We start from the raw sequence: 19,848 nt of genomic DNA, 5'->3' as shown, positions 1-19,848 counted from the left end.
AATCCTCGGCGAATTCGAGGTCGCGTCGCGCCGGTTAGGTCAGCGATGGAAGTCCCGGAGGAGGAGCGCATGGTCAGGATGGGGAGGGAGATCTGCGGCGACCTGAGGATCGCCGAAGACCGCGAGTGGCTCGTCACCAACGGCATGGGCGGCTATGGCTCCGGGACGGTGGCCGGCTCGCTCACGCGCGGCTACCACGGGCTGCTCGTCGCCGCCCTCCGGCCGCCCGTCGATCGGCGGCTGATGCTGGTCAAGCTCGACGAGACCGTCACCTACCGCGGCGCGGCCTGGGACCTCGCGACCAACCGCTGGGCGAGCGGCGCCGTCGCGCCGAGCGGCTTCGTCAACATCGAGCACTTCGCGCTCGAGGGCTCGATCCCTTGCTGGCGCTACGCCTGCGCCGACGCGCTGCTCGAGAAGCGCGTCTGGATGGAGCACGGCCAGAACACGACCTACGTCGCGTACACCGCGCTCCAGGCGCGCGAGCCGCTGCGCCTCACCGCGCGCGCCATCGCCAACAACCGCGTCTTCCACAACACCGGCACCGTCGCGTGGCCGGCCGAGGTCAGCGCCGCCTGGGGCGGCGTCCGCGTCGTCACGGCCGGCGACGCGCTGCCGCTGTTCCTCAAGCTGGAAGGCGGCGCGGCCACCCCCGCGACGGAGCTCTACCGCGGCTTCGCGCTCCCGGCCGAGACGGCGCGCGGGCTCCTCGACCGCGACGACCACCTCCACGTCGCGACCTTCGAGGCGACCCTCTTGCCCGGCGAGACGGTGGTGTTCCTCGCCGCCGCCGGAGACGGCATCACCGCTGTCGATCCGGAGGCCCTCCCGCGCCGCCGCGCGCGCGATCGGGCCCTCCTCTCGGCGTGGTGCGGGGCGCGACCGTCGGGCGCGGCCGCCGCCCCCGGCTGGGTCTCGCAGCTCGTCCTCGCCGCCGACCAGTTCGTCGTGGACCGCGCGCAGGCCCCCGGCGGCAGCCCCGGCAAGAGCGTCATCGCCGGTTATCCCTGGTTCGAGGACTGGGGCCGCGACACGATGATCAGCCTGCCCGGCCTCGCGCTCTCGACAGGACAGGCGAGCATCGCCGCGCCGATCCTCCGCACGTTCGCCGCCTTCGTGGATCAGGGGATGTTGCCCAACCGGTTCCCCGACGGCGCCGCGCACCCCGAATACAACACGATGGACGCCACGCTCTGGTACTTCCAGGCCATCCGCGCCTGTCACGAGGCGACCGGCGACGACGGGCTCCTGCGCGATCTGTTCCCGGTGCTGCGGGACATCGTCGACTGGCATCTCCGGGGCACGCGGTATGGGATCCAGGTTGACCCGGGCGATGGCCTGCTCCGCGGCGGGCAGGACGGCGTCCAGCTCACCTGGATGGATGCCAAGGTCGGCGATCGCGTGATCACGCCGCGCATCGGCAAGCCGGTCGAGATCAACGCCCTCTGGTACAACGCGCTGCGGGCGATGGTCGTCTTCGCCGCCCGCCTCGGCGAGCCCGCCGAGCCGTATCAGGGGATGGCGGCGAGGGCCCTCGCCTCCTTCGAGCGCTTCTGGAACGCCGCCGCGGGCTATTGCTACGACGTCCTCGACGGGCCCGCGGGCGCCGAGGCGGCGCTCCGGCCGAACCAGATCTTCGCCGTGTCGCTCCCCGAGAGCCCGCTCTCCCCCGAGCGACAGCGCGCCGTGGTCGACGCGTGCGCGCGGGCGCTCCTGACCTCACACGGGCTGCGCTCGCTCGCCCCGTCGGATCCGGCGTATCACGGGTTCTACGGCGGCGATCAGGAGCGCCGCGATTCCGCTTACCACCAGGGCATGGTCTGGGCCTGGCTCATCGGCCCGTTCGTCGACGCGCACCTCCGCGTGTATGGCGATCCCGACGCAGCCCGCCGGCTGCTCGCGCCGATGGGCGACCACATCAACACCGCCGGCCTCGGCTCGATCAGCGAGATCTTCGATGGTGACGCCCCCTTCGCGCCGCGCGGCTGCATCGCCCAGGCGTGGAGCGTCGGCGAGGTGCTTCGCGCCTTCACACTCCTCGACCAGGCGGCGTTGCCCGTCCGGAAGCCCGCTTGACCCGACGACGCAACGAGGAGATCCCGAGGTGATCCAGGGAGGGAAGCAGAACACGAGACCGAGCTGAGCCAGCGCCGGGCGAGCGCGTCTGTTGCGCCCCTCAGTCGTCGTCCGCTCCTCCGCGCTGCTCGCCGCCGCGCGCGGGCGAGAGCGGCCCGTCGCGGAGCTCTTCCAGCACCTCCGCGAGGCTCGACGCGACGTCGGCGAGCGCCGCGTCCACCCGGTCCGCGTGTGTCCTGAAGCTCAGGATGCACATCCGCAGCAGGAACCGCCCCCCGGCCACCACGCCCGTGAGCAGCACCCGCTGCTTCGCGTTCACCCGCGCGAGGAGGCGCCGGTTCAGCGCGTCGAGCGCCGCCCCGTCGCCGACGCCGGGCGGGCGCGCCCTGAAGGCGAGGAGCGACAGCTCGGGCTCCGCCACGACCTCGATGTGCGCCATCTGCCGGAGCGCGTCGGCGGCGCCGCGCGCGAGCGTGAGCTTCTCGTCGAGCTCGGCCCGGAAGACGGAGGCCCCATGCATCTTCAGCGGCAGCCACACCCGCAGCCCGCGCGCGTCGCGCGAGAGCTCGGGGCCGATCGCGCAGAAATCGACGAGATCGTCCTCTGCCTGCATCGGCGGCATGTACGACGCGGAGAGCGCGTGCGCGCGCCGCAGCGCCTCGCGATCGCGCACCGCGAGGCAGCCCGTCCCGTACGGCAAGAAGAGGCTCTTGTGCGGGTCCAGCGTCACCGAATCGGCGCGCTCGATCCCCCGCATCGCCGCGCGCCCTCGCTCGGTGAGCGCGAAGAAGCCGCCGTACGCCGCGTCGACGTGCAGCCAGAGGCGCTCGGCCTCGGCGAGGCCGGCGAGGGCGGGCAGATCGTCGATCGCGCCGGTGCCCGTCGTGCCCGCGGAGGCGACGAGCAGGAAAGGCGAGAGGCCGCGCGCCCGGTCGCGCGCGACCGCCTCCGCCGCCGCGTCGGTCCGCATGCGAAAGCGCCCGTCCACCGGGATCTCGCGCACGGCCTCCGGCGGAAAGCCGGCGAGGAGCGCGGCCTTCGTCACCGAGTGGTGCGCTTCCTCCGAGGCATAGAGGGTTCCTCGCAGGAAGTCCGGCGGGAGTCGCTCGCGGCGCGCGGTGATCACCGCGACGAGGTTCGCGAGCGAGCCGCCCGTCGTGAGGATGCCCCCGGAGCCCTGGGGCAGGCCGAGCATGGCGCAGAACCAGGCGATCACGTTCGCCTCGACCTGAACGAGCAAGGGGGCGGCCTGGAACATGCCCACATACCGGTTCACCGCGTCCGCGATCAGATCGGCCACGGCCGCGTGAAAGAGCCCGCCGCCCGGGATGTACCCCATGTAACCGGGGGACGCCGTGTTCAGGCTCATCGGGATGAGCTTGCCGAAGAGCTTCCGGAGGAGCTTTTCATAAGGCACGCCGCGCTCCGGCAGCGGCTCGCGGAGCGAGCGCGCGACCCGCTTGCCTCCCCGTGTCGCGTGCATCGGCTGCTCCGGCAGGCTCTCGATGTGCCGAACGATGCGGTCCATCGCGAGCTCGACCATCTCGCGCATGGCGTCGCCCGGCAGCTCGAGCGGGTGGGGGCCTGACGGCGGGCGTTTCGGGCGGGCCAAGGCGCGCCATCCTACGTCATCGCGCGCTCCACGGCGGGCGGCGTTCGGGGCGAAAACGTCGCGAGGACGTCGCGAAACGTCCAGCGAGGCGAGCCGCCTCGTCCGGGGTGGGCGCCGGCCTGCGATCGACGCACGAGCCGGGTCCTCCGCGAGCTCGCGGAGCGTCACGCGCGTCCGTACCCTCGCTGCCCGTGCACCACCACGGCGCGCATCTCGCGCTCGGCGTCTTGCTCCTTGATGGTCTCGCGCTTGTCGTGGCTCTTCTTCCCCCGCGCCAGCGCGATCTCGACCTTGGCAAGACCGCTCTTGAAGTAGAGCCGGGTTGCGACGGCGGTCATCCCCTCGCGGGCGATCGAGAGGTCGATGCGCTCGATCTCGCGCCGGTGGAGGAGGAGCTTGCGCGCGCCCTTCGGCACGTGGCCGAAGGCGGCGCTGGCCATCGCGGCGATGCTCACGCCGTGCAGGAACACCTCGCCCCGGAGCACCGTGCAGAACGAGTCGGTCAAGTCGGCCTTGCCGGCGCGAAGCATCTTCACCTCGCTCCCCTTGAGGACGATGCCCGCCTCGAACCGGTCGCCGAGGTCGTAATTGAAGCCAGCGCGCTTGTTGCGCGCGATGAGCGTCTCGCCAGGCCTGGCCTTTTCCTTGGGCACGAGGGGATCTTATCCGTCGATCCCCAGCGCGGCGAAGCGCCGGGCGAACGAGAGGCCCGACGGGAGCAGCGGGCGCGCCTCGGCGAAGGCCGCGCGCGCATCGGCCTCCCGGCCGGCGCGGCGGGCGGCGCGCGCCGGGAACGGGAAGTAGAGCGCCTCGAGCGCCCAGAAACGTCAGCGCCCCGAGCAGGCTGCCGGCGGCCGGATCCCCCGGCAGGGTGCGTCACGCCGGGGACGGCGACGAGGCCCCCGGGCTCGCCGCGGTGGCGAACGCGATCCCGCTCTGCAGATCGCGGCGGGTCACGATGCCGGCGAGATCGATGTCGAGGCGGACGATGGCCTGGGACACCTCGGGCCGGATGCCCGTCAGGACGACCTGCGCCCCGAGCAGCCGGACCGCCCGCGCCACCTGCAGGAGGGCGCTCGCCGAGGCCGTGTCGATGTCCGGCACGCCCGTGACGTCGATGATCGCCACCCGCGCCTGCCGCTCGACCACCTTGCCCAGCAGGTTCTCCATCATCTGCTGCGCCCGCGCCGCGTCCAGCGCGCCCACCAGCGGCAGCACGAGGACGCCCTGGCTGATGGGCACGATGGGCGACGACAGCTCCAGCAGCGTCTTCGCCTGCAACCGGAGCTTGTCCTCGAGCTGCTTTCGCTTGGTGATCACCTCCGAGAACAGCACGATCCCGCCGATCTCGCCGGTCGTCGTGTGCCACGGGAAGATCCTCCAGCTCCCCCATTCGACGTGCCCGTCGGCCCGCGGGAAGGGCTCCTCGTCATTCCCTTCCGAGGCCCCTGCGAGGCAGCGCTCGTGGATGGCCTTCCAGTGCTCGGGCATGTCGGGGAAGATCTCGTAATGGCACCGGCCAAGGACATCTTCTTCGCGCAAGCCGAAATCCGCCAGGTGGCGGTGACTGGCCAGGATGTAGCGCATGTCCCGATCGAACATGGCAAACGCGGCGGGTGTGTAGGTGACAAAGAGGCGCACATGCTCCTCGCTCCGGCCCAGCGCAGCGCGGAGGTGATCCCGCTCTTGGTCCGCCTCCTCCAGCTCCCGGATGCGCTGCCTCAGGCGCTCGTTCTCTGCAATGACATCCTTGTGATCCGATTCACAGTTCATCCGTGCCCCTTGCTCTCTCCTGACCTGTATACCAAAAGAGGCGGAACGTCACAGATCGTGCAGGGAGGTCTGCAGCGGGCGCTCGCCGGACAGACCGGTGTGGGGGCGCCCCGGTCGACGACCTGAAGCGCTGTGCGGAGGATATACGTCCTCGCTTTTCCGGCGCACGGCGCAGTCCGCGTCTTTCGTGCATTCCGTCAACGGGGATCGACGGCGATCGTGCCCTTGATCATCCCCATGCCGCACTCGAATCGGAGCTCCCCTGCCTTCAGCTCCGGGAGGTCGATGGTCACCGGCTGTCCGGTAGGCAGCTCCTTGCGGATACCGAGGCTCGGGAAGACGACCTCCTTGGTGCAGCCGCCGCTGTCGTGTCGGACGAGCCGGAGCTCCAGCCGCTCCCCCTCGACCGCGGCGATCTTGTCCGGCACGAAGGCGCCGTGGACCATGATCTCGACCACGCGAGGGGCCTTCTGCGGCTCGGCGCTCGCGGGCTGAGAGCAGCCGAGCGCGGAGGCGACCGAGGTGATGCCGAGCGCGATCGAGAAGATTGCGTGCGTGACGTTCATGAGAAGCTCCTTTCAGGTGCCGCGGGAAGACGCGCGGGCCTCCGTCGCATTACAGTCGAGCGTGGGAGACCGGCTCGCCTGCCGGGACCGGCGACGCGCGCCCCCGCCGGGCCCTCGTCGCGGAGATTGACTTTCGGAGCGCGTTTGGATTTCTTGGCCCATAGCCGGGCGACACTGTCCCGACCCAGGGGAGGCGACGTCTTGCCGTACCGCGACAAGCTGGATGCTGCTTCGGGCACGGGGAAGCTGATCACGGTCCGCCGCTACCTCGATCCGGTCGCGGCCCAGATGGACCGCGCGCTGCTCTCGGCCAACGGCATCGAGTCCCACGTGTTCGAGGCGGCGAGCTACAACCCGATGCTGAGCGGCGCCGCCGGCGGCACGCAGCTGCAGGTGCGCGAGGGCGATCTCCAGCGCGCGGAGGGGCTGCTCGAGGTCCACCCCGGCGGGGAGTCGGCCAGCAACGACGACGAGGAGGCTGCCGGGGTCCGCTGCCCGCGCTGCGAGCTCCCCTACTGCTTCCACGAGCGCCTGCGCCTCGAGGGATCGAGCGCCGCCGCCGCGCTCGCGATCCTCGCCGCGCCGCTCATGCTGTTCCTGCCGAGGCGCTGGCACTGCCACAAGTGCGGCCATGTCTGGGACGATCCGAAGGCGGGGCCCGCCGCGATGACGAAGCTCGAGGAGGGCGATCCGCGGCCGGTCTTCCGCCTGCGGCGGGCGCACTCGGGCATGGGCCTGTTCCTCGGCCTGCTCGCGGGCTTCTGTGGGGCGATCCTGGTCGCGGCCGCCCTGCCGCGCGGCGCCGGTGGGGGGCTCGCCTTCGCCGTGCTCCTCGGGGCGCCGCTCGTCGGCTGGGCCGTCGGTCACTGGTGGCAGTACGATCTCTGCTCCGAGCCGGGCTGCCGCACGGCGCTGGCGTCCGATCGGAGCGAGTGCCCGCGCTGCGGCGGCGCCATCGCCGGCGTCGTTCGGTCGGCTGGCGAGCACCACGCGGCGGCCGCGGATTTCCGGCGCGAGCTCAGCGCGCTGCGGGCGGCGGACCGGGCGCGCGAGGGCGAGAAGAAGAAGAGAAGGAAGAATCGGCCCGCCGGCGCCGCCGGTTGAGGACGAATGGCCCTTGCCCCTCGAACGCCTTGGCCGTCTGGAGGATGCCGCCCGCATGCCTGACAGCGCTCTCACCGCCGTGGTCGATGACACGATCTGGACCCTGGACCGCCCCGTGTGGTTCAGCGGGGTGCGGATGCGCGCCCGCACGACGGTCGTACGCCTCGAGGACGGCAGTTTGCTCCTGCACACCCCGGCCCCTCCCACCGATGCGCTGGCAGAGCAGCTACGCGCCCTGGGCCCCGTGCGCTGGCTCTTGGTACCCAACTGCTGGCATCACCTCGGGACACCCGCGGCGGCGGCCCGTTTCCCCGAGGCGCGCGTGGTGGGACCGGCGTCGGCGCTCGACAGGAACAAGGCGTTGAGAATCGACGTGGATATCCACGACGCCCAGTTCGTCGAGCAGGTGCCCGAGCTCGAGGCCTTGCCGCTTCGGGGCGTGCCGTTCTGGGACGAGACAGTGCTCTACCATCGGCCGACGCAAACCCTGCTGGGCGCAGACATCGTCCTTTGCGCTTGCGCCAGGGACCACTGGACTTTGCGTTACGCCGCGCGCCTTACTGGCTTCTACGAGCGGGTGCGTGTGCCTCCCGACGCCAGAAAGAAGATTCCGGACAAGACCGCGGCGGCGCGCTCCATCCGCGCCATGCTGGAGCGACCGGCCCAGCGTCTCATCGTGGGGCATGCCGAGGTCATCGAAGGAGGTTGGCGCGACGGCCTCGCACGAGCCTGGCGACTGGAGGGCGTGGAGGTGTAGGTTGACAGCGCCGCTTCCATGCGGCTCTCGCCGAGCGAAAGCCCCGTCATTGCTCGAGCGAGAAATGAGCCGCCAAGGCGCCAAGGACGCCAAGAACAAACCACAATCTTGGCGTCCTTGGCGCGCTTGGCGGTTCAAATCCCTGCTCTTTTCTGGGGTTTCACCCCGTTTGTCGCTCTAGCCGGAGCGCCGGAACAGGCTCAGCAACCGCGTGAGCAGCCCCGGCTTCGCGGCCGGCGCGCTCGCCGCCGGCGCCGGCGCCGCCCGGTCGCGGCGTGTTGACCTCGGCGCCGCATCGCGGGGCTTCGCCACGGCGGCGTCACGGGGCTTTGCTGCAGCGGGAGGCGCTCCGGGCTCCTCACGGGCGGCCTCCACGCCCTGGTCCGCGGTGGGCTCGGCCGCGCGGCTCGGTGCCTGCTTCGCCGCCTTCTTTTCGGCCCGCGCCTGGACTCTGGCCTTCATCGCCTCCTTGGCGGTGAGCGCGGGCTTCTTCTTCCGCGGAAATGCGGCGCTCGGCGGAGGCACCCACACGGCGTCCCGGCGCGGCTCGGCGGTCGCCGTCGTCTCCGGCGCCGGAGCCGGCGCCACGCCGCGCGTCTCGGCGGGCTGCGGCTGCCGCGACGCCTTGGAGGCGTTCGCCTCTCCCGCGGCGGGTGCGAGCTTCGCCTCGGCGAGCGCGGCGTTGCGCTCCGCCTCGCGCTGCGCGGGGTCCACGGCGGGGGCCGCGCGCTGCTCTCGCGTGACGGCGCCCGGCGCAGGATGGGCCGCGGGCGCGCGGGTCTGGGTAGCGCCCCCGGCGCCTGTCCGGCCGCGCGGCGTCGCCCCCTCCCGCGCCCCCCTGGCCTTGTCCGGCGATCGGCGCTCGGCCGCGATGCCGTCGCGTCCTGCGCGCTCCGCCGGCCCGCGCTCGCGCGCTCCACGGTCGGCAGGTCCGCGCTCCGCTGGCCGCGCCGGGCGCCGCGGCGGCGGCTCCTGCGCGGGCGCTGGCGTGCGCGGCCGGCGCATGTCGATGACCCGCGGCGGCCGCGATCGAGCCGGCGCAGCGGCGGCGGGCGCAGCGGCGGCGGGCGCAGCGGCGGCCGGCGCCGCCACGGCGTCTGCCGCGCTCGCTGCGCCCGCCGTCGTGGTCGTCGTCGTGCCGCCGGAAGAGGCCTCCGCGCCCGCCTCCGCCGGTTCTCCGGCGGCTTCCGTCGCGCGCTCCTCGACGGGCCCCGCGCCCTCCGGTTGCCCCTCCCCGTTTTCCGCTGTGCTCTGCTCGACCATGGGGCTCCTCCATAGCGTTGTCGGGCGCTCCGCGAAACCGGATCTCACCGCGTCGCACGCGCGGCCTGCGCGGTGCGTAGCGTTCGAAGAGGGAAAAGAGGGATGAGGCGGCCGCGCCGCGCGAAGCTGCGCGCCGCGCGCCATTGCGGCAAGCCGGCCCGGTGCGCTCGGCCCCGGCCGGCTTGCCCGGCGGCCCGGTTTACTCGCCCAGGTAGGGGACGAGGTTGACGGTCTCGCGATCGAGCTGGTGAATCCCGAAGCGGCGGGCGGCGAACAGGACCTCCTCGCCGCTGGTCACGAACCTCTCGGGCCAGCCCCAGAGCGGGAAGAACGCCTGTGCCTTCGGCGCCTCGGGCTCCTCGAGGGAGATCGCCAGGGCGCCGCCCGGCACCTCGAAGAGCGCCCGCATGTCGGCCGTGTGGCGCAGCGACGCCCACGAGGCGAGTCGGACGGTGGAGAGCACGTCGAACTCGGGGATCGCGGGGGTCTCGCTCTCGTTCTCCGGCTCGGGCGGCGGCGCCTCACCCGCCGGCGAGAGCGTGGTCAGCTTCTGGTTGGGATCCCAGCCAGCGTACCACCCGTTGCTCGGACGCCAGATCAGGCTGTGGGACAGCACGGGCAGCCCGCGGCCGTCGATGGAGATCGCGTTGACCTGGCGGTCCGGGAACTTCTGGTACTCCTGCAGGTACGCGAGCCCCTCGTGCACCTCGAGCCGCGCGATCGCCGTCTCGATGAACTGCTGGCCCCACACCCTGTCGCTCGCGAAGATCGACGCGCCCTGGATCGCGAGCACCTCGCCGGGCACGTTGATCCCCGGATCGAGCGCCGGCTGCGACGGGTTGGTCAGGTCGAGGTGCGTGAGGAAGTACTGCGTGCGCGGGCGCGGATCGTCCGGCGCGCGCCCGCTGATCGAGCGCTTGATGTTGAAGTAGAGCTCCCCGTTGTCGTTGAGGACGTTCACGGCCTCGTTGTCGTCCGGCAGCGCGACGGCCGGCGCCACGGTCGGGTGGTCCGGGTCGGAGAGGTCGACCACGTGGACCTCGATTTGTGCCCAGCTGCGGCGCGGGACGTACTCATAACAATACGTCGACGTGATCCCCACGATGTCGTTCCGGTCGACCTCGACCGGCGTGCAGCTCGTGTCCGCGCCGGGGTGGTCCGTGCACTCGGCGAACCCGCCGTTGCAGTACTCCTCGCCGCCGATGTTGCGGCACGTCCGCTCTCCGGCCATGTACGTGCAGCCTTCCTGCCCGAAGCAGCCCGGGTTCTCGACCGAGCTGGTCCGGCACGCCCAGCCGACCCCGAGGTCCTCGGAGTGGCCGATGACGCGCAGGAAGGCGAGGGCGTCGCGCGCGGGGTGCACGGTCGAGAACGAGCTCGCCCCGCCGTAGTAGCTGCCCGTGGCGGGGAGATCGCTCGTGTCGAGCGTGCCCGCCCGCCGCGGCGCGGTCGGGTCGGACAGGTCGATCACCTCGAGGTGGGTCACCTTGCCCACCCAGTTCTCGAAGGTGGTGGTCAGCGACACGAGCAGATCGCCCACCTGGTGGAGCTGCGCGTCGGCCGGCAGATCGAAGGTGGCGATCGGCTGCGCGAGCTGGGTGAGCCCGGCGCTCGGCACGACCTCCGCCTTGATCTTCCGGCTCTCGGCGGGGGTCCAGTAGAGATCGTAAGGCATCTTCACGCGGACGCGGTGCTCGCCGAACGCGAAGACCTTCACGTAATCCGGGGCGAGATCGAGGTGTCCGAGCTTCTCGGGCGTGTCGAGCTTGTCCTGCGCGTAGAGGGTGAGCTCCTCATCGGAGACGTTCGCGGTGGCGATGTCCTCGGCGCGGAACGTGCGGCGCGCGGGGGTCCCGTGCTCCATCACGCCGCGGCGGGTCAGCGTGGTGTCCGAGAAGGTGAAGATCTGCACGCCGGAGAACGGCCGCCGGGTGTTGTCCACGGTCCTGCTCGCGGAGAACGGGAGCAGCACGAGGCCCGTCTCGGGCTCTCCGCTCGGCGCCACGGCGTCCACCGCGTTGTCGAGCACCGTGAACGCGCGGTGATCCCAGTCGGCCTCGGACCAGCTCCAGCCCTGGGCGCCGCCGTCGATCTCGGCGCGCGCCACCAGGGGATCCTGGCTCGTCAGATCGGTGATGTCGTAGAGGCTGGCCGCGAGCTGCCGGCCGTTCTGATCGTTCACGCCGATGCCGATCAGGCGCGTCGCGCCGAAGACCGGGCGGAAGAAGTTGTTCCACCCGGACACGATGAACTCGCTCTCCTCGGTGACGTTCCCGCTCGGATCGATGGAGAAGGCGTGGAACGGATCCTGGCGCCGGTAGGTGACCGCGAACGCCCTGTCGTCCAGGAAGATGGCGCCGTAGAGCGACTGTTCGGCGCCGAACTCCTCGCTGTCGATCGGCACGATGTCGTCGGGATCGGCTGCGTTCCACGTCTCGAGGTAGCTGGGCGACCCGTCGGCCCACTGCGGACCGGAGAAGACCCGCAGCATGTTGTCGCGGAAGTCCATGTGGAACTGGGAGCGCACGTAGCCGGCCGTGCTCACGCTGTCGCGCAGCGTCATGGACCCGTCGCGGCTCGAGATGTCGATGATCGAGATCTCGCTGGGATCCTGCGACCAGCTGCCGCCGTTGCGCGCCACGAGGAGCACGTCCGCCTCCGCGTGGATGGCGGTCACGGTGTCGCCGAGCTCGATCTCGCTGCGCGGGGCGAGCGCGTCGGCGCCGACGTCGAAGCTCCGGACGAGGGTCTTGTTGACCCACTGGAACTGCCCGGGGTTGATCTCCTCGAGCTCCGAGCCGTTCGAGGCGATGTAGAGCGAGCTCGCGCTCTCGCCGCGCGCGAGGCGGCTCGTCATGATGGCGCCCGCGACCGGATATTGCGACAAGAGCTTCGGCGCGGTGCGGTCGGCGATGTCGATGAACAGCACGGTCCCGCCGGTCCGCCGCTCCACGGTCAGGCCGTCGGCCTTGAGCTGGTAGCCGGCCCAGTCGTTCAGGAGCACGACCGCGCGGTCACCGACGACGTACATCTCGACCGGGGTGCCGGCGATCTGCATCTGGCCCAGGAACTTCGGGTCCGACGGGTCCTGGATGTCGATGACCTGCAGGCCGCGGAAGGTGTTGAGGTTGAGGAGCTGCCCGTTGCCGAGGACGCGGTAGATGTCGCCTTCCTCGAGCTCGCGGCTCTCTTCTTCTTCCTCCTCTTCTTCCTCTTCTTCTTCCTCCTCGCCGAGGTACCCCTCGATGAAAGGATCATCGGCCGACACGAAGTCGGTGGGCCCCGCTGGGGTCTCGGGCTCTGGCTCCTCGGGCTCTTCCTTGGGAGGATCGGGATCAGGCTCCTCCTCCTCGGGCGGAGGGTTCTCGTTCTCTTCTTCTTCCGGTTCGGGTGGGGTCTGCTCCTGGGGCACGGGCTTCTTGTCGTCGCTCCCGCATCCCTGTCCGAGCAGCAAGAGCAGCGCGGCCATCACGCTGGCCTGCGCTGACAGCACACCTCTCACCAGTGCTCTTCTCTTCGCCACTGCTCACTCCTCCCTGCTACCTCGCTCGAGGTACGGAGACTGCACACATCGATGGATCCCGCACGGTTCAACGTGGTCGGAACGTCGCGGCCCGAGGGCGGCGGTGCGGCGAGCCTCCGGCGAGCGGTCGAGGGCGCGTCCGGCACGGCGCAGCCCGCGATCGAGCCGGTCTACGCGGCTTCGCACTACCGCGGACCGTGAGCTTGCATCCAGCGGAGTATCCACCTTCTGGAGTGGCTCCTCAACGTGGAATGCTGTTACGGAGCGGCGGCAGCGCCGATTGCTCTGCGTGGCGCAGGATGGGTTCTTGGGCGGAGCGGAGCGCCGAGAGCTCACACGTGGCGGCGTCTCCCCACACGACGGTTCGGACAGCGCTGGTTGCGGTCGGCTCGCGCCGGTCTGCGGGACGCTCGACGCCTTCTATCGTGACGTCGAGCGGCGCGGGACCCGCGCTCGTCGCGCGCCGGTCAAGCGGCCTCTTCCTTCTCCTCCGCCCGCGCCACCGGCAGCGCCACGAAGAACGTCGACCCCTTCGAGACCACGCTCTCCACCCAGATCCGCCCGCCGTGGCCCTCGACGACCCGCTGCGCGATCGCCAGCCCGAGGCCCGTCGAGCGCTCCCCCCCGGTGCTGACCGTCCTCGCCCGCCCGAACGGCCGGAAGAGCTTCCCGAGGTCCTCCGCCGCGATCCCGGGCCCCTCGTCCTTCACCGACAGGATCACCTCGGCCCCCCCGCAGGCGTCCTCCCCGCGGCCGCCGTGGACCCGGACGCAGATGGTCGTGCCCGGAGGCGAGTAGTGGATGGCGTTGCTGATGAGGTTGTTGAGCACCTGCTCCAGCTTGTGGACGTCGACCTCGACCGGCGGGACGCCCTCGTCTCTCTCGACGACGAGCCTCATGCTCTTCTGCCCCGCCAGCACCATGTTGAGCGCCACGTTGGACTCGACGAGCTGGACGATATCGGTGCTCTTCCTGTCGAGGTTCAGCTTGCCGAGCTCGATCATCGACACGTCGAGCAGATCGTTGATGAGCGAGAGCATGAATTTGCTCGAGCTCCTGATCATGTTGACGATCTCGACACCGCCCTCCTTGAGCAGCGACGACGGCTCCCCGCGCCGGTGGCTCATCAGCATGAAATCGCTGTAGCCCAGGATGACGCCGAGCGGGTTCCTGAGGTCGTGGGCCGCCATGCCGACGAAGCGGTTCTTCTCCTCGTTCAGCCGGACCAGCTCCGCGTTCTTCGCCGCGAGCTCCTCGTGCATCTGGACGAGCTGCCGGTTGCTCTCCTCCAGCGTGTCGGCGTACTGCTTGAGCTTGAGCTGGCTCCGCTTGTGCTCGATGGCGTAGCGGATCGTGCGCTCGAGGATCTGCGCGTCGAACCCCCCCTTCACCAGGTAATCCGCGACGCCCGCGCTCATCGCGGCCATGTCGATCTCCTCGTCGCCGACCCCCGTCAGCATGATGATGGGGATCGCGCAGCCGAGGTGGTTGGCCTCGCGCACGACGTCGAGGCCCGTCCGGGCGTCGAGCCGGAAGTCGAGGAGGCAGACGTCGTAGCCGCCGGCGCGCAGCGCCCGGATCGCCTCGTCCGAGCTGCTCAGCCACGTCACGTCGTACCGGGTGCGGGGAGCGTCGCGGAGGAGCCTCCGCGTGACGAGGTGGTCGACCTCGTCGTCATCCACGAGCAGGACCTTCATCGCGCTGTCGTTCATCGGGAGCCTCGACCACGCCGGACATCGGCGCTCTCCCGCCGGCAAGCTTCGCGCCACGCCGCCCGCGCTGCCCCCGCCGTGGCGGAGGCCCGGGTCTTCGCCCCGCCCCTCATGGCCGGCGCTTCTGCTCTTCGGCGACGCCCACGAGCGCGCGCGCCAGGGTGATGAGCTGCCCCGCGTCGAACGGCTTGACGAGGAACGCCGACGCGCCGAGGCGCGACAGGCACTGCCAGTCGGCCGCGCCCCCGGTCCCGGTCGCCACGATGATCGGGAAATCCCCTTGTGGGAGCTTGCGCACCGCCGCCGTGAGCGCGATGCCGTCCAGCCCGGGCATGTCGAGGTCGAACACGCCGAGCGAGGGGCGGTTCGCCTCGATGGCCGAAAGCGCCGCGGCGCCGTCGGGCGTGGTCTCGATGGCCGCGCCGGGCAGCGCCTCCGCGAGGACGCTGGCGAGGAAGCTGCGGAACGACGGGCTGTCGTCGGCGACCAGGACGCGCGTCGTGCGCGCGTACGCCGGCAGCGCGCCGCGCGCGTCGAGCAGCGCCTCGCGCAGCGCCTCCGCGCTCGCCGTGCGCTGGTCGGGCTCCTTGGCCAGCGCCGCGAGCACCGGCGCGTCGAACGACGGCGGCAGATCAGGGCAGATCTCGCTCGGCGGGATCGGGGGCTGATATGCGTGCTGCATGACCAGATCCACCGTGCTCGTGCTCTGGAACGGCAGGCGGCCGGCGAGCAGGTAGTACGCGACCACCCCGAGGGCGTAGACGTCGATGCGCGGCAGCAGCGCGGGATCGAGCTGCCGGCCCAGCGCCACCTCCGGCGCCAGGTACGCCGGGGTGCCGGAGAAGGCGAGCTCGACCCGATCGCCGCGGGGGATCCGCTTCGCGAGCCCGAGATCGGCCACCACGACGCGGAGGGCCTGGCCGACGAGGATGTTGCTCGGCTTGACGTCGCGGTGGGCGATGCCCGAGGCGTGGATCGCCGCGACGCCGAGGCAGGCCTGGTCGAGGACGCTCAGCGCCTCGTCGAGGCCGAGCCGGCCCCCCTTGCTGTGGACATGCGTGTCGAGCGTGACCCCGGGCACGTACTGCATGACGAAATACGGCGCGTTTTCGTACTCGCCGAACGCATGGATCTCGACGACGTTCGGGTGGTGGACGCGCGCCATCGCCCGCGCCTCCGCCAGCAGGCGGGCCTGCATCTGCGCGTTGTCGAGCTGCTCCGGCCGGAGCAGCTTGACGGCGACGTTCCGCTGGAGCTGCTCGTCGCGCGCCAGGAGGATGACGCCCATGGCCCCCTCGCCGAGGCGACCGACGACGCGGTAAACCCCTCCGAGCAACGTGCCCTCGGGCGGCACCTGAACCGGGCTGCCTCCCTCGTGCAGGCTCGAGCGCGCCGCGGCCTGCCAGAGGTCCTCGTCGCTCAGCGTGGAGCCGCCGCCGTTCCGCTCGGCCGGCCGCTCCGCCCGCGCGGGGGGACGGTCGCGCACCACGGTGTCGACGCCCTGCAGCGTGTCCGCGGTGTCGGGCGCGAGCGGCGCGGGGGGATCGCCGCCGTTCGCGCTTCCAGAGCTGAAGCCGGGCGAGCCGTCCGCCGCGTCTGCCATGGTGCGCATGATACGTGCCCTGCGCATGCCTATCAACGGAGAGCGACACGCGCTCCGCTGCGAAGCGCGGCGCACGCGGCGGTCTGACGGCGCGCCGCGGGCGCGTCACGGTCAGGCGGGATGTCGCAGCTGTGGCAGGATGCCACGCTGCGCGGCGAGCGTGGCTTTGCGCCGCGCTCGCCGGCCGGCCGGGCCGTAGGGCGCCTCCAGCGCCGGCGTGGCGCCGGAGAATCCCGGCTCGGGTGCCGGGCCATGTTCATACCGGCATTGGCGGACTGAGACAGGGTGACCGGCCAGGGCAAGGATGCCCTGATTGGAGGCGCGCGGGCGAGCGATGCGTCGCTGTCCAGCTGAGCGAGCGAAGCCTGACCCTGCGGTGAGTTGAGCGCTGGTGCACCTGGTGCGGATCCGTTGGCGGCGCTTCGCTCGAGGGTCTACTGGAGAGTCAATGGATCCTTGTAATCTCCAGATAGCGCGGGGCGAGGACGTGCGGAAGGAGCTCGCTCAGATCGAGGCCCAGGCGGAGGCGATGGAGGCCATGGAGCAAGAGGTTGCCGGGGTCTGGATGAGCGCGGCGATGGTGGAGGGCGGAGCCGAGAAGCGCTGGTGGGGCGCGCGGATCGGCGCGGTGGTCCTGGCGCTGGCGGTCCTGTGCGGCGCGGTGATCGCGCTCGTGTGGCTGCGCTGACGCAGCGGACCAGCGACGTAGCAACGTAGCGAAAGGGCCGCGCGCGGTGCGGCGCCGTCCTGCGCGCGCAGGAGGCCGGGATCAGGGATTGTAGCGGCGGCCGCTGCGGTAGCTCGCGATGGCCAGCTCCACCGGGCGGAACAGCGGGGTGGGCAGCGCGTCGAGCGGGTACCAGCCCCAGCCGGCGATCTTGTGGGGCTCGCGCTCCTCGGGCTCGCCGTCGAACTCCTCCGCGAGGAGCTGGATGTCCACATAGTGCTTGCCGTAAGCGACGATGTTGCTGAGGCACAGGAAGGAGAGCTTCCTGACGACAAGGCCGCTCTCCTCGCGCACCTCGCGTGCAGCGCAGTCCTCGAACGACTCGCCGAGCTCGAGGTGGCCGCCGCACCACGAGTAGCTGCCGTCGCCGTGGCTCCCGCGGCGCCGCGCAAGCAGCACGCGCCCGTCGCGCACCATCATGACGCCCACGCCCACCAGCGGTCGCTCCGCGGCGTTCCCTCCGACGATCGCCTCTCCCAAGGACACCTCCCCGCACGCGACGCCGTCGTGCGTGGAGCGCGCTCTAGCACGGCGCGCAGCGGCGCCGCTCGGGAGGCGTCGGGTCGACCCGCCGCGCCTGCTGCGCCAGCCGCGCCGCGCACGGAGCCACCTCGCGCACGTGCAAGCGCCGGTACCGATTGACTTTTCAGTGAACACGCGTACCGTGCCGGACACGATGGATGCGTCCTTGCCCTGGGAGCTGAACCCCGTCCTCCAGCAGAGCCGGCTCGTCCTTCTGGCGCAGACAGCGGTCGATGTCCGCAACAAGGCGTTCAGCGAGGCGAACCGCGAGGAGGGCGACACCAGCTGGGGCATCGGCTGCAAGGCGCACGAGCGGTTCGGTCATTCCCTCTGCAAGCTGGCGGAGAGCGGAAGACATCCCTGGCTGTCCGTCCATCGAGACGGGCTGTACTTCATGCCGCACATTGAGGGCGTCGCCGTGCGCGTGTACCGCGGTCCGGCCGACAAACCCTCGCAGCGGCACCTCGAGGCCGCGCGCAGCGAGCACGGTCGCCGCTCGGAGTCGCGCCAGATGGCCTTCTCGTTCATGGGGCAGGAAACCGAGCCGGATGGCCCGTGGTTCTGGATGATGGCCGTGGAGACGGACGTCGAGGGGAGGGCGCTCCGTGCCGTGTTCTTCCAGGCCAACGAGGCCGGCGGGACCCGACACGCATGGGAGGCCCCGGTCGAGATGGTGTCCGCTGAGCCAGCGCCAGCGCCTGCGCCCGAGCCCGGCGACAAGCCGGCGCGCCCGGCGCGACCGCGCACGGCACAGGGCCAGCAAGCGAAGGATGCGCTCCTGTCGCGCGACGGACGGCCGCTGCTCCGCGCGCAGACCATGACCCTTCCGCTCGTGTCACAGCCGAGCTGACGGGCGGCGAACGAGGCGGATCCGCCGGCAAGGAGGCTGCCCTGTCGCGGGGCGCAGATTCGTGCGCTCCGCGATGAGGCGGTGAGCCCCCCGCCGACACACCCGCGCAGGATCCCTGGTTATACCGGCATTCCCATCGTCCGGCGGAGCGCGTCGAACTCCTCGGTGAAGCGCCCGTTCCGGCCCCGCAACACGAGCGGCGGCTCGTCATGGCACGACGCCACGGCCTCGGCGCGGCGCAGGGCATAGACCGAGAACAAGGCCGCCTTGTCCTCCTTGGGCATGACGTCGCGCCACGCCTCGAGCGCGAGCCCGGCCGCCGCCGCCGCCGCCTCGACGCGAGGCCGCTGCCGCGCCGCCGCGCAGGCCACGAACGGCGCGCCGGGAGCGAGCAGCCGCGCGGCCGCGAGGCAGTACTCCTCCACGCCGCCGCGGTGCTCGAAGCGGCACGGCCCGCACTGGAGCCGAGCGGACTCGATGCCGGTGCCGACCGGCAGGTACGGCGGCGTCCCCGTCACGAGCTCCGCGGGCGCGAGCCCGTCGAGCACCGCCGGATCGCGCAGGTCCCCCCACCGGACCTCGCCGCGCGCGTCGACGCCGTTCCACGCGACCGAGCGCCGCGCCATCGAGGCGCTCACCTCCTGCGCCTCCACACCCGCGCAGCGCGCGTCCGGGAAGCGCCACGCGGTGAACAGGAGCACCGTGCCGATGCCGCAGCCGAGGTCGACCGTGCGTCGCGGGGGCGCGTGCGCGACCCGCTCGGCCGCGAACCAGGCGGTCACGAGGTCGTCGGCCGACCAGCGGTGCCCGTCGAGCCGCTGCAGGATCCGGAAATCGCCCGAGAGATAGCAGAGGTCCTCGCCTGGGCCGGGCCAGACCTCCGGGCGATCCGGCGTCGCCGGCCGCGGCCCGGGGGCGACCCACCCGGGCGGCCGGCGCGCAGGGCGCACGACCCCGCCGCGCGGCGCGAGAGCGGGCTGGACATCAGGGGGAGCGCTCATCGACCCCCTGTACCACGCCCCCGCGGCGTCGGGGGCGCGCCCAATCCCCCCCGAGCGCGCGGCCCCGCGGCGTCAGTGGTTCTTGCAGCCATCCTCGAGCGAGGGATCATCGCAGAAGAGGCACGGGGTCGTCTCGCAATCCAGCGGAGGGCATGACTTGGGGCAGGTCGGCTCGTTCGGATTGCAGTGGATGATCTGCCAGGTGAGCGAACTCACGTCGTCCGGGTCGGCCGCGCAACTGCACTTGTTGAAGGCGTGCGATGCAATCATGGTGATCGTGTGGCACTCCTTCTCCGGCGTCACCCCCTCTGCCGGGATTGGCGTCGTGAGATCCCACGTGAGCTCGAAGGGGCGCTGTCCGCCAGCCATGGTCCCGGCTGGGAACACTCGTGGGAACGTGACCCTCCGGAACGGGAGCGGGAACGGGGCATCTTCACTGCTGCGCCGCCCATAATCGATGTACAGGACGCCCTGCAGAGGGGTGCCGTTGTCCTCGGACAGCACCGTCGCGCCGAAATTCTTGAAGCTGTCCTGCTGCTCGACGATGTACACGGGTATGTGCTGGGGAGGGAAGACCGCGGTGAGCACCGGCGCTGTCTGCTCGGGGTGCTCGTACGTCGGCGGCTCGATCACGAGGCAGCCCGTGGTCGAGGCGGCGAGCGCCGCCGCCGCGAACGAGCGAGCGAGCGCGGCGGAGCGGCGCGGGCGCGCCGCGAGGACAGGGGCACGGCGAAGGGAAGGGCGAGACGGAGCGATCAT

General features: G+C 71.5%; 17 protein-coding genes. 6 read left to right on the top strand and 11 right to left on the bottom strand.

Features of this window, described 5'->3' with window-relative positions; all coding sequences use genetic code 11:
* Positions 1 to 45: 45 nt before the first annotated feature.
* Entirely contained in the window at positions 46 to 2,076 is a 2,031-nt protein-coding gene (locus tag ACSRUE_RS36900) for an amylo-alpha-1,6-glucosidase (protein WP_441287665.1), read from the top strand.
* A 100-nt stretch (positions 2,077 to 2,176) separates the two neighbouring features.
* Here ACSRUE_RS36900 and ACSRUE_RS36895 read toward each other — a convergent pair whose 3' ends face one another.
* The 4 genes from ACSRUE_RS36895 to ACSRUE_RS36880 form a co-directional block, all read right to left on the bottom strand.
* A complete protein-coding gene (locus tag ACSRUE_RS36895) occupies positions 2,177 to 3,688 on the bottom strand; it encodes a pyridoxal phosphate-dependent decarboxylase family protein (RefSeq protein WP_441287664.1) in 1,512 nt (503 codons plus the stop codon).
* 164 nt (positions 3,689 to 3,852) lie between these two features.
* Positions 3,853 to 4,341, bottom strand: a complete 489-nt coding sequence (gene smpB / locus ACSRUE_RS36890; RefSeq protein WP_012234932.1) for an SsrA-binding protein SmpB — start codon at positions 4,339 to 4,341, stop codon at positions 3,853 to 3,855.
* Between the two features lie 223 nt (positions 4,342 to 4,564).
* Positions 4,565 to 5,461, bottom strand: a complete 897-nt coding sequence (locus tag ACSRUE_RS36885; RefSeq protein WP_441287663.1) for an STAS domain-containing protein — start codon at positions 5,459 to 5,461, stop codon at positions 4,565 to 4,567.
* Positions 5,462 to 5,658: 197 nt separating this feature from the next.
* Complete coding sequence (locus ACSRUE_RS36880) at positions 5,659 to 6,027, bottom strand: cupredoxin domain-containing protein (RefSeq protein ID WP_441287662.1); 369 nt, start codon at positions 6,025 to 6,027, stop codon at positions 5,659 to 5,661.
* Positions 6,028 to 6,228: 201 nt separating this feature from the next.
* Between ACSRUE_RS36880 and ACSRUE_RS36875 the strand changes: the two genes are divergently transcribed.
* Positions 6,229 to 7,131 (top strand): hypothetical protein, encoded by a 903-nt coding sequence (locus ACSRUE_RS36875; RefSeq protein ID WP_441287661.1) that lies wholly within the window; start codon positions 6,229 to 6,231, stop codon positions 7,129 to 7,131.
* 55 nt (positions 7,132 to 7,186) lie between these two features.
* Complete coding sequence (locus tag ACSRUE_RS36870) at positions 7,187 to 7,888, top strand: DUF4336 domain-containing protein (protein ID WP_441287660.1); 702 nt, start codon at positions 7,187 to 7,189, stop codon at positions 7,886 to 7,888.
* Between the two features lie 177 nt (positions 7,889 to 8,065).
* Here the strand turns inward: ACSRUE_RS36870 and ACSRUE_RS36865 are convergent, their stop codons facing one another.
* Both ACSRUE_RS36865 and ACSRUE_RS36860 read right to left on the bottom strand, forming a co-directional pair.
* The gene (locus tag ACSRUE_RS36865) at positions 8,066 to 9,151 is read right to left on the bottom strand and encodes a hypothetical protein (RefSeq protein ID WP_441287659.1); all 1,086 of its coding nucleotides are present in this window, start codon (positions 9,149 to 9,151) and stop codon (positions 8,066 to 8,068) included.
* A gap of 199 nt (positions 9,152 to 9,350) precedes the next feature.
* Positions 9,351 to 12,653, bottom strand: a complete 3,303-nt coding sequence (locus tag ACSRUE_RS36860) for a beta-propeller domain-containing protein (RefSeq protein WP_441287658.1) — start codon at positions 12,651 to 12,653, stop codon at positions 9,351 to 9,353.
* A 72-nt stretch (positions 12,654 to 12,725) separates the two neighbouring features.
* Between ACSRUE_RS36860 and ACSRUE_RS36855 the strand changes: the two genes are divergently transcribed.
* Positions 12,726 to 12,875, top strand: a complete 150-nt coding sequence (locus ACSRUE_RS36855; RefSeq protein ID WP_441287657.1) for a hypothetical protein — start codon at positions 12,726 to 12,728, stop codon at positions 12,873 to 12,875.
* Between the two features lie 266 nt (positions 12,876 to 13,141).
* Here ACSRUE_RS36855 and ACSRUE_RS36850 read toward each other — a convergent pair whose 3' ends face one another.
* Positions 13,142 to 14,386, bottom strand: coding sequence for an ATP-binding protein (locus tag ACSRUE_RS36850; RefSeq protein ID WP_437768812.1), 1,245 nt, complete (start codon positions 14,384 to 14,386; stop codon positions 13,142 to 13,144).
* Positions 14,387 to 14,495: 109 nt separating this feature from the next.
* The gene (locus tag ACSRUE_RS36845) at positions 14,496 to 15,989 is read right to left on the bottom strand and encodes a protein kinase domain-containing protein (protein WP_441287656.1); all 1,494 of its coding nucleotides are present in this window, start codon (positions 15,987 to 15,989) and stop codon (positions 14,496 to 14,498) included.
* 448 nt (positions 15,990 to 16,437) lie between these two features.
* Here ACSRUE_RS36845 and ACSRUE_RS36840 point away from each other — a divergent pair, with 448 nt between their 5' ends.
* A complete protein-coding gene (locus tag ACSRUE_RS36840) occupies positions 16,438 to 16,677 on the top strand; it encodes a hypothetical protein (RefSeq protein ID WP_437768810.1) in 240 nt (79 codons plus the stop codon).
* An 81-nt stretch (positions 16,678 to 16,758) separates the two neighbouring features.
* Here the strand turns inward: ACSRUE_RS36840 and ACSRUE_RS36835 are convergent, their stop codons facing one another.
* A complete protein-coding gene (locus ACSRUE_RS36835) occupies positions 16,759 to 17,202 on the bottom strand; it encodes a nucleotide triphosphate diphosphatase NUDT15 (RefSeq protein WP_437768809.1) in 444 nt (147 codons plus the stop codon).
* Positions 17,203 to 17,365: 163 nt separating this feature from the next.
* Between ACSRUE_RS36835 and ACSRUE_RS36830 the strand changes: the two genes are divergently transcribed.
* On the top strand, positions 17,366 to 18,088 hold the full coding sequence (locus ACSRUE_RS36830) for a hypothetical protein (RefSeq protein WP_437768808.1): 723 nt from the start codon (positions 17,366 to 17,368) through the stop codon (positions 18,086 to 18,088).
* A gap of 119 nt (positions 18,089 to 18,207) precedes the next feature.
* Here ACSRUE_RS36830 and ACSRUE_RS36825 read toward each other — a convergent pair whose 3' ends face one another.
* Positions 18,208 to 19,089, bottom strand: a complete 882-nt coding sequence (locus ACSRUE_RS36825) for a tRNA1(Val) (adenine(37)-N6)-methyltransferase (RefSeq protein ID WP_441287655.1) — start codon at positions 19,087 to 19,089, stop codon at positions 18,208 to 18,210.
* Positions 19,090 to 19,161: 72 nt separating this feature from the next.
* Positions 19,162 to 19,848 (bottom strand): hypothetical protein, encoded by a 687-nt coding sequence (locus ACSRUE_RS36820; protein ID WP_441287654.1) that lies wholly within the window; start codon positions 19,846 to 19,848, stop codon positions 19,162 to 19,164.

Source organism: Sorangium sp. KYC3313, from assembly GCF_052075895.1.
Taxonomy (GTDB): Bacteria; Myxococcota_A; Polyangia; order Polyangiales; family Polyangiaceae; genus Sorangium; species Sorangium cellulosum_B.
This window is presented reverse-complemented; position numbering and strand designations above follow the sequence as displayed.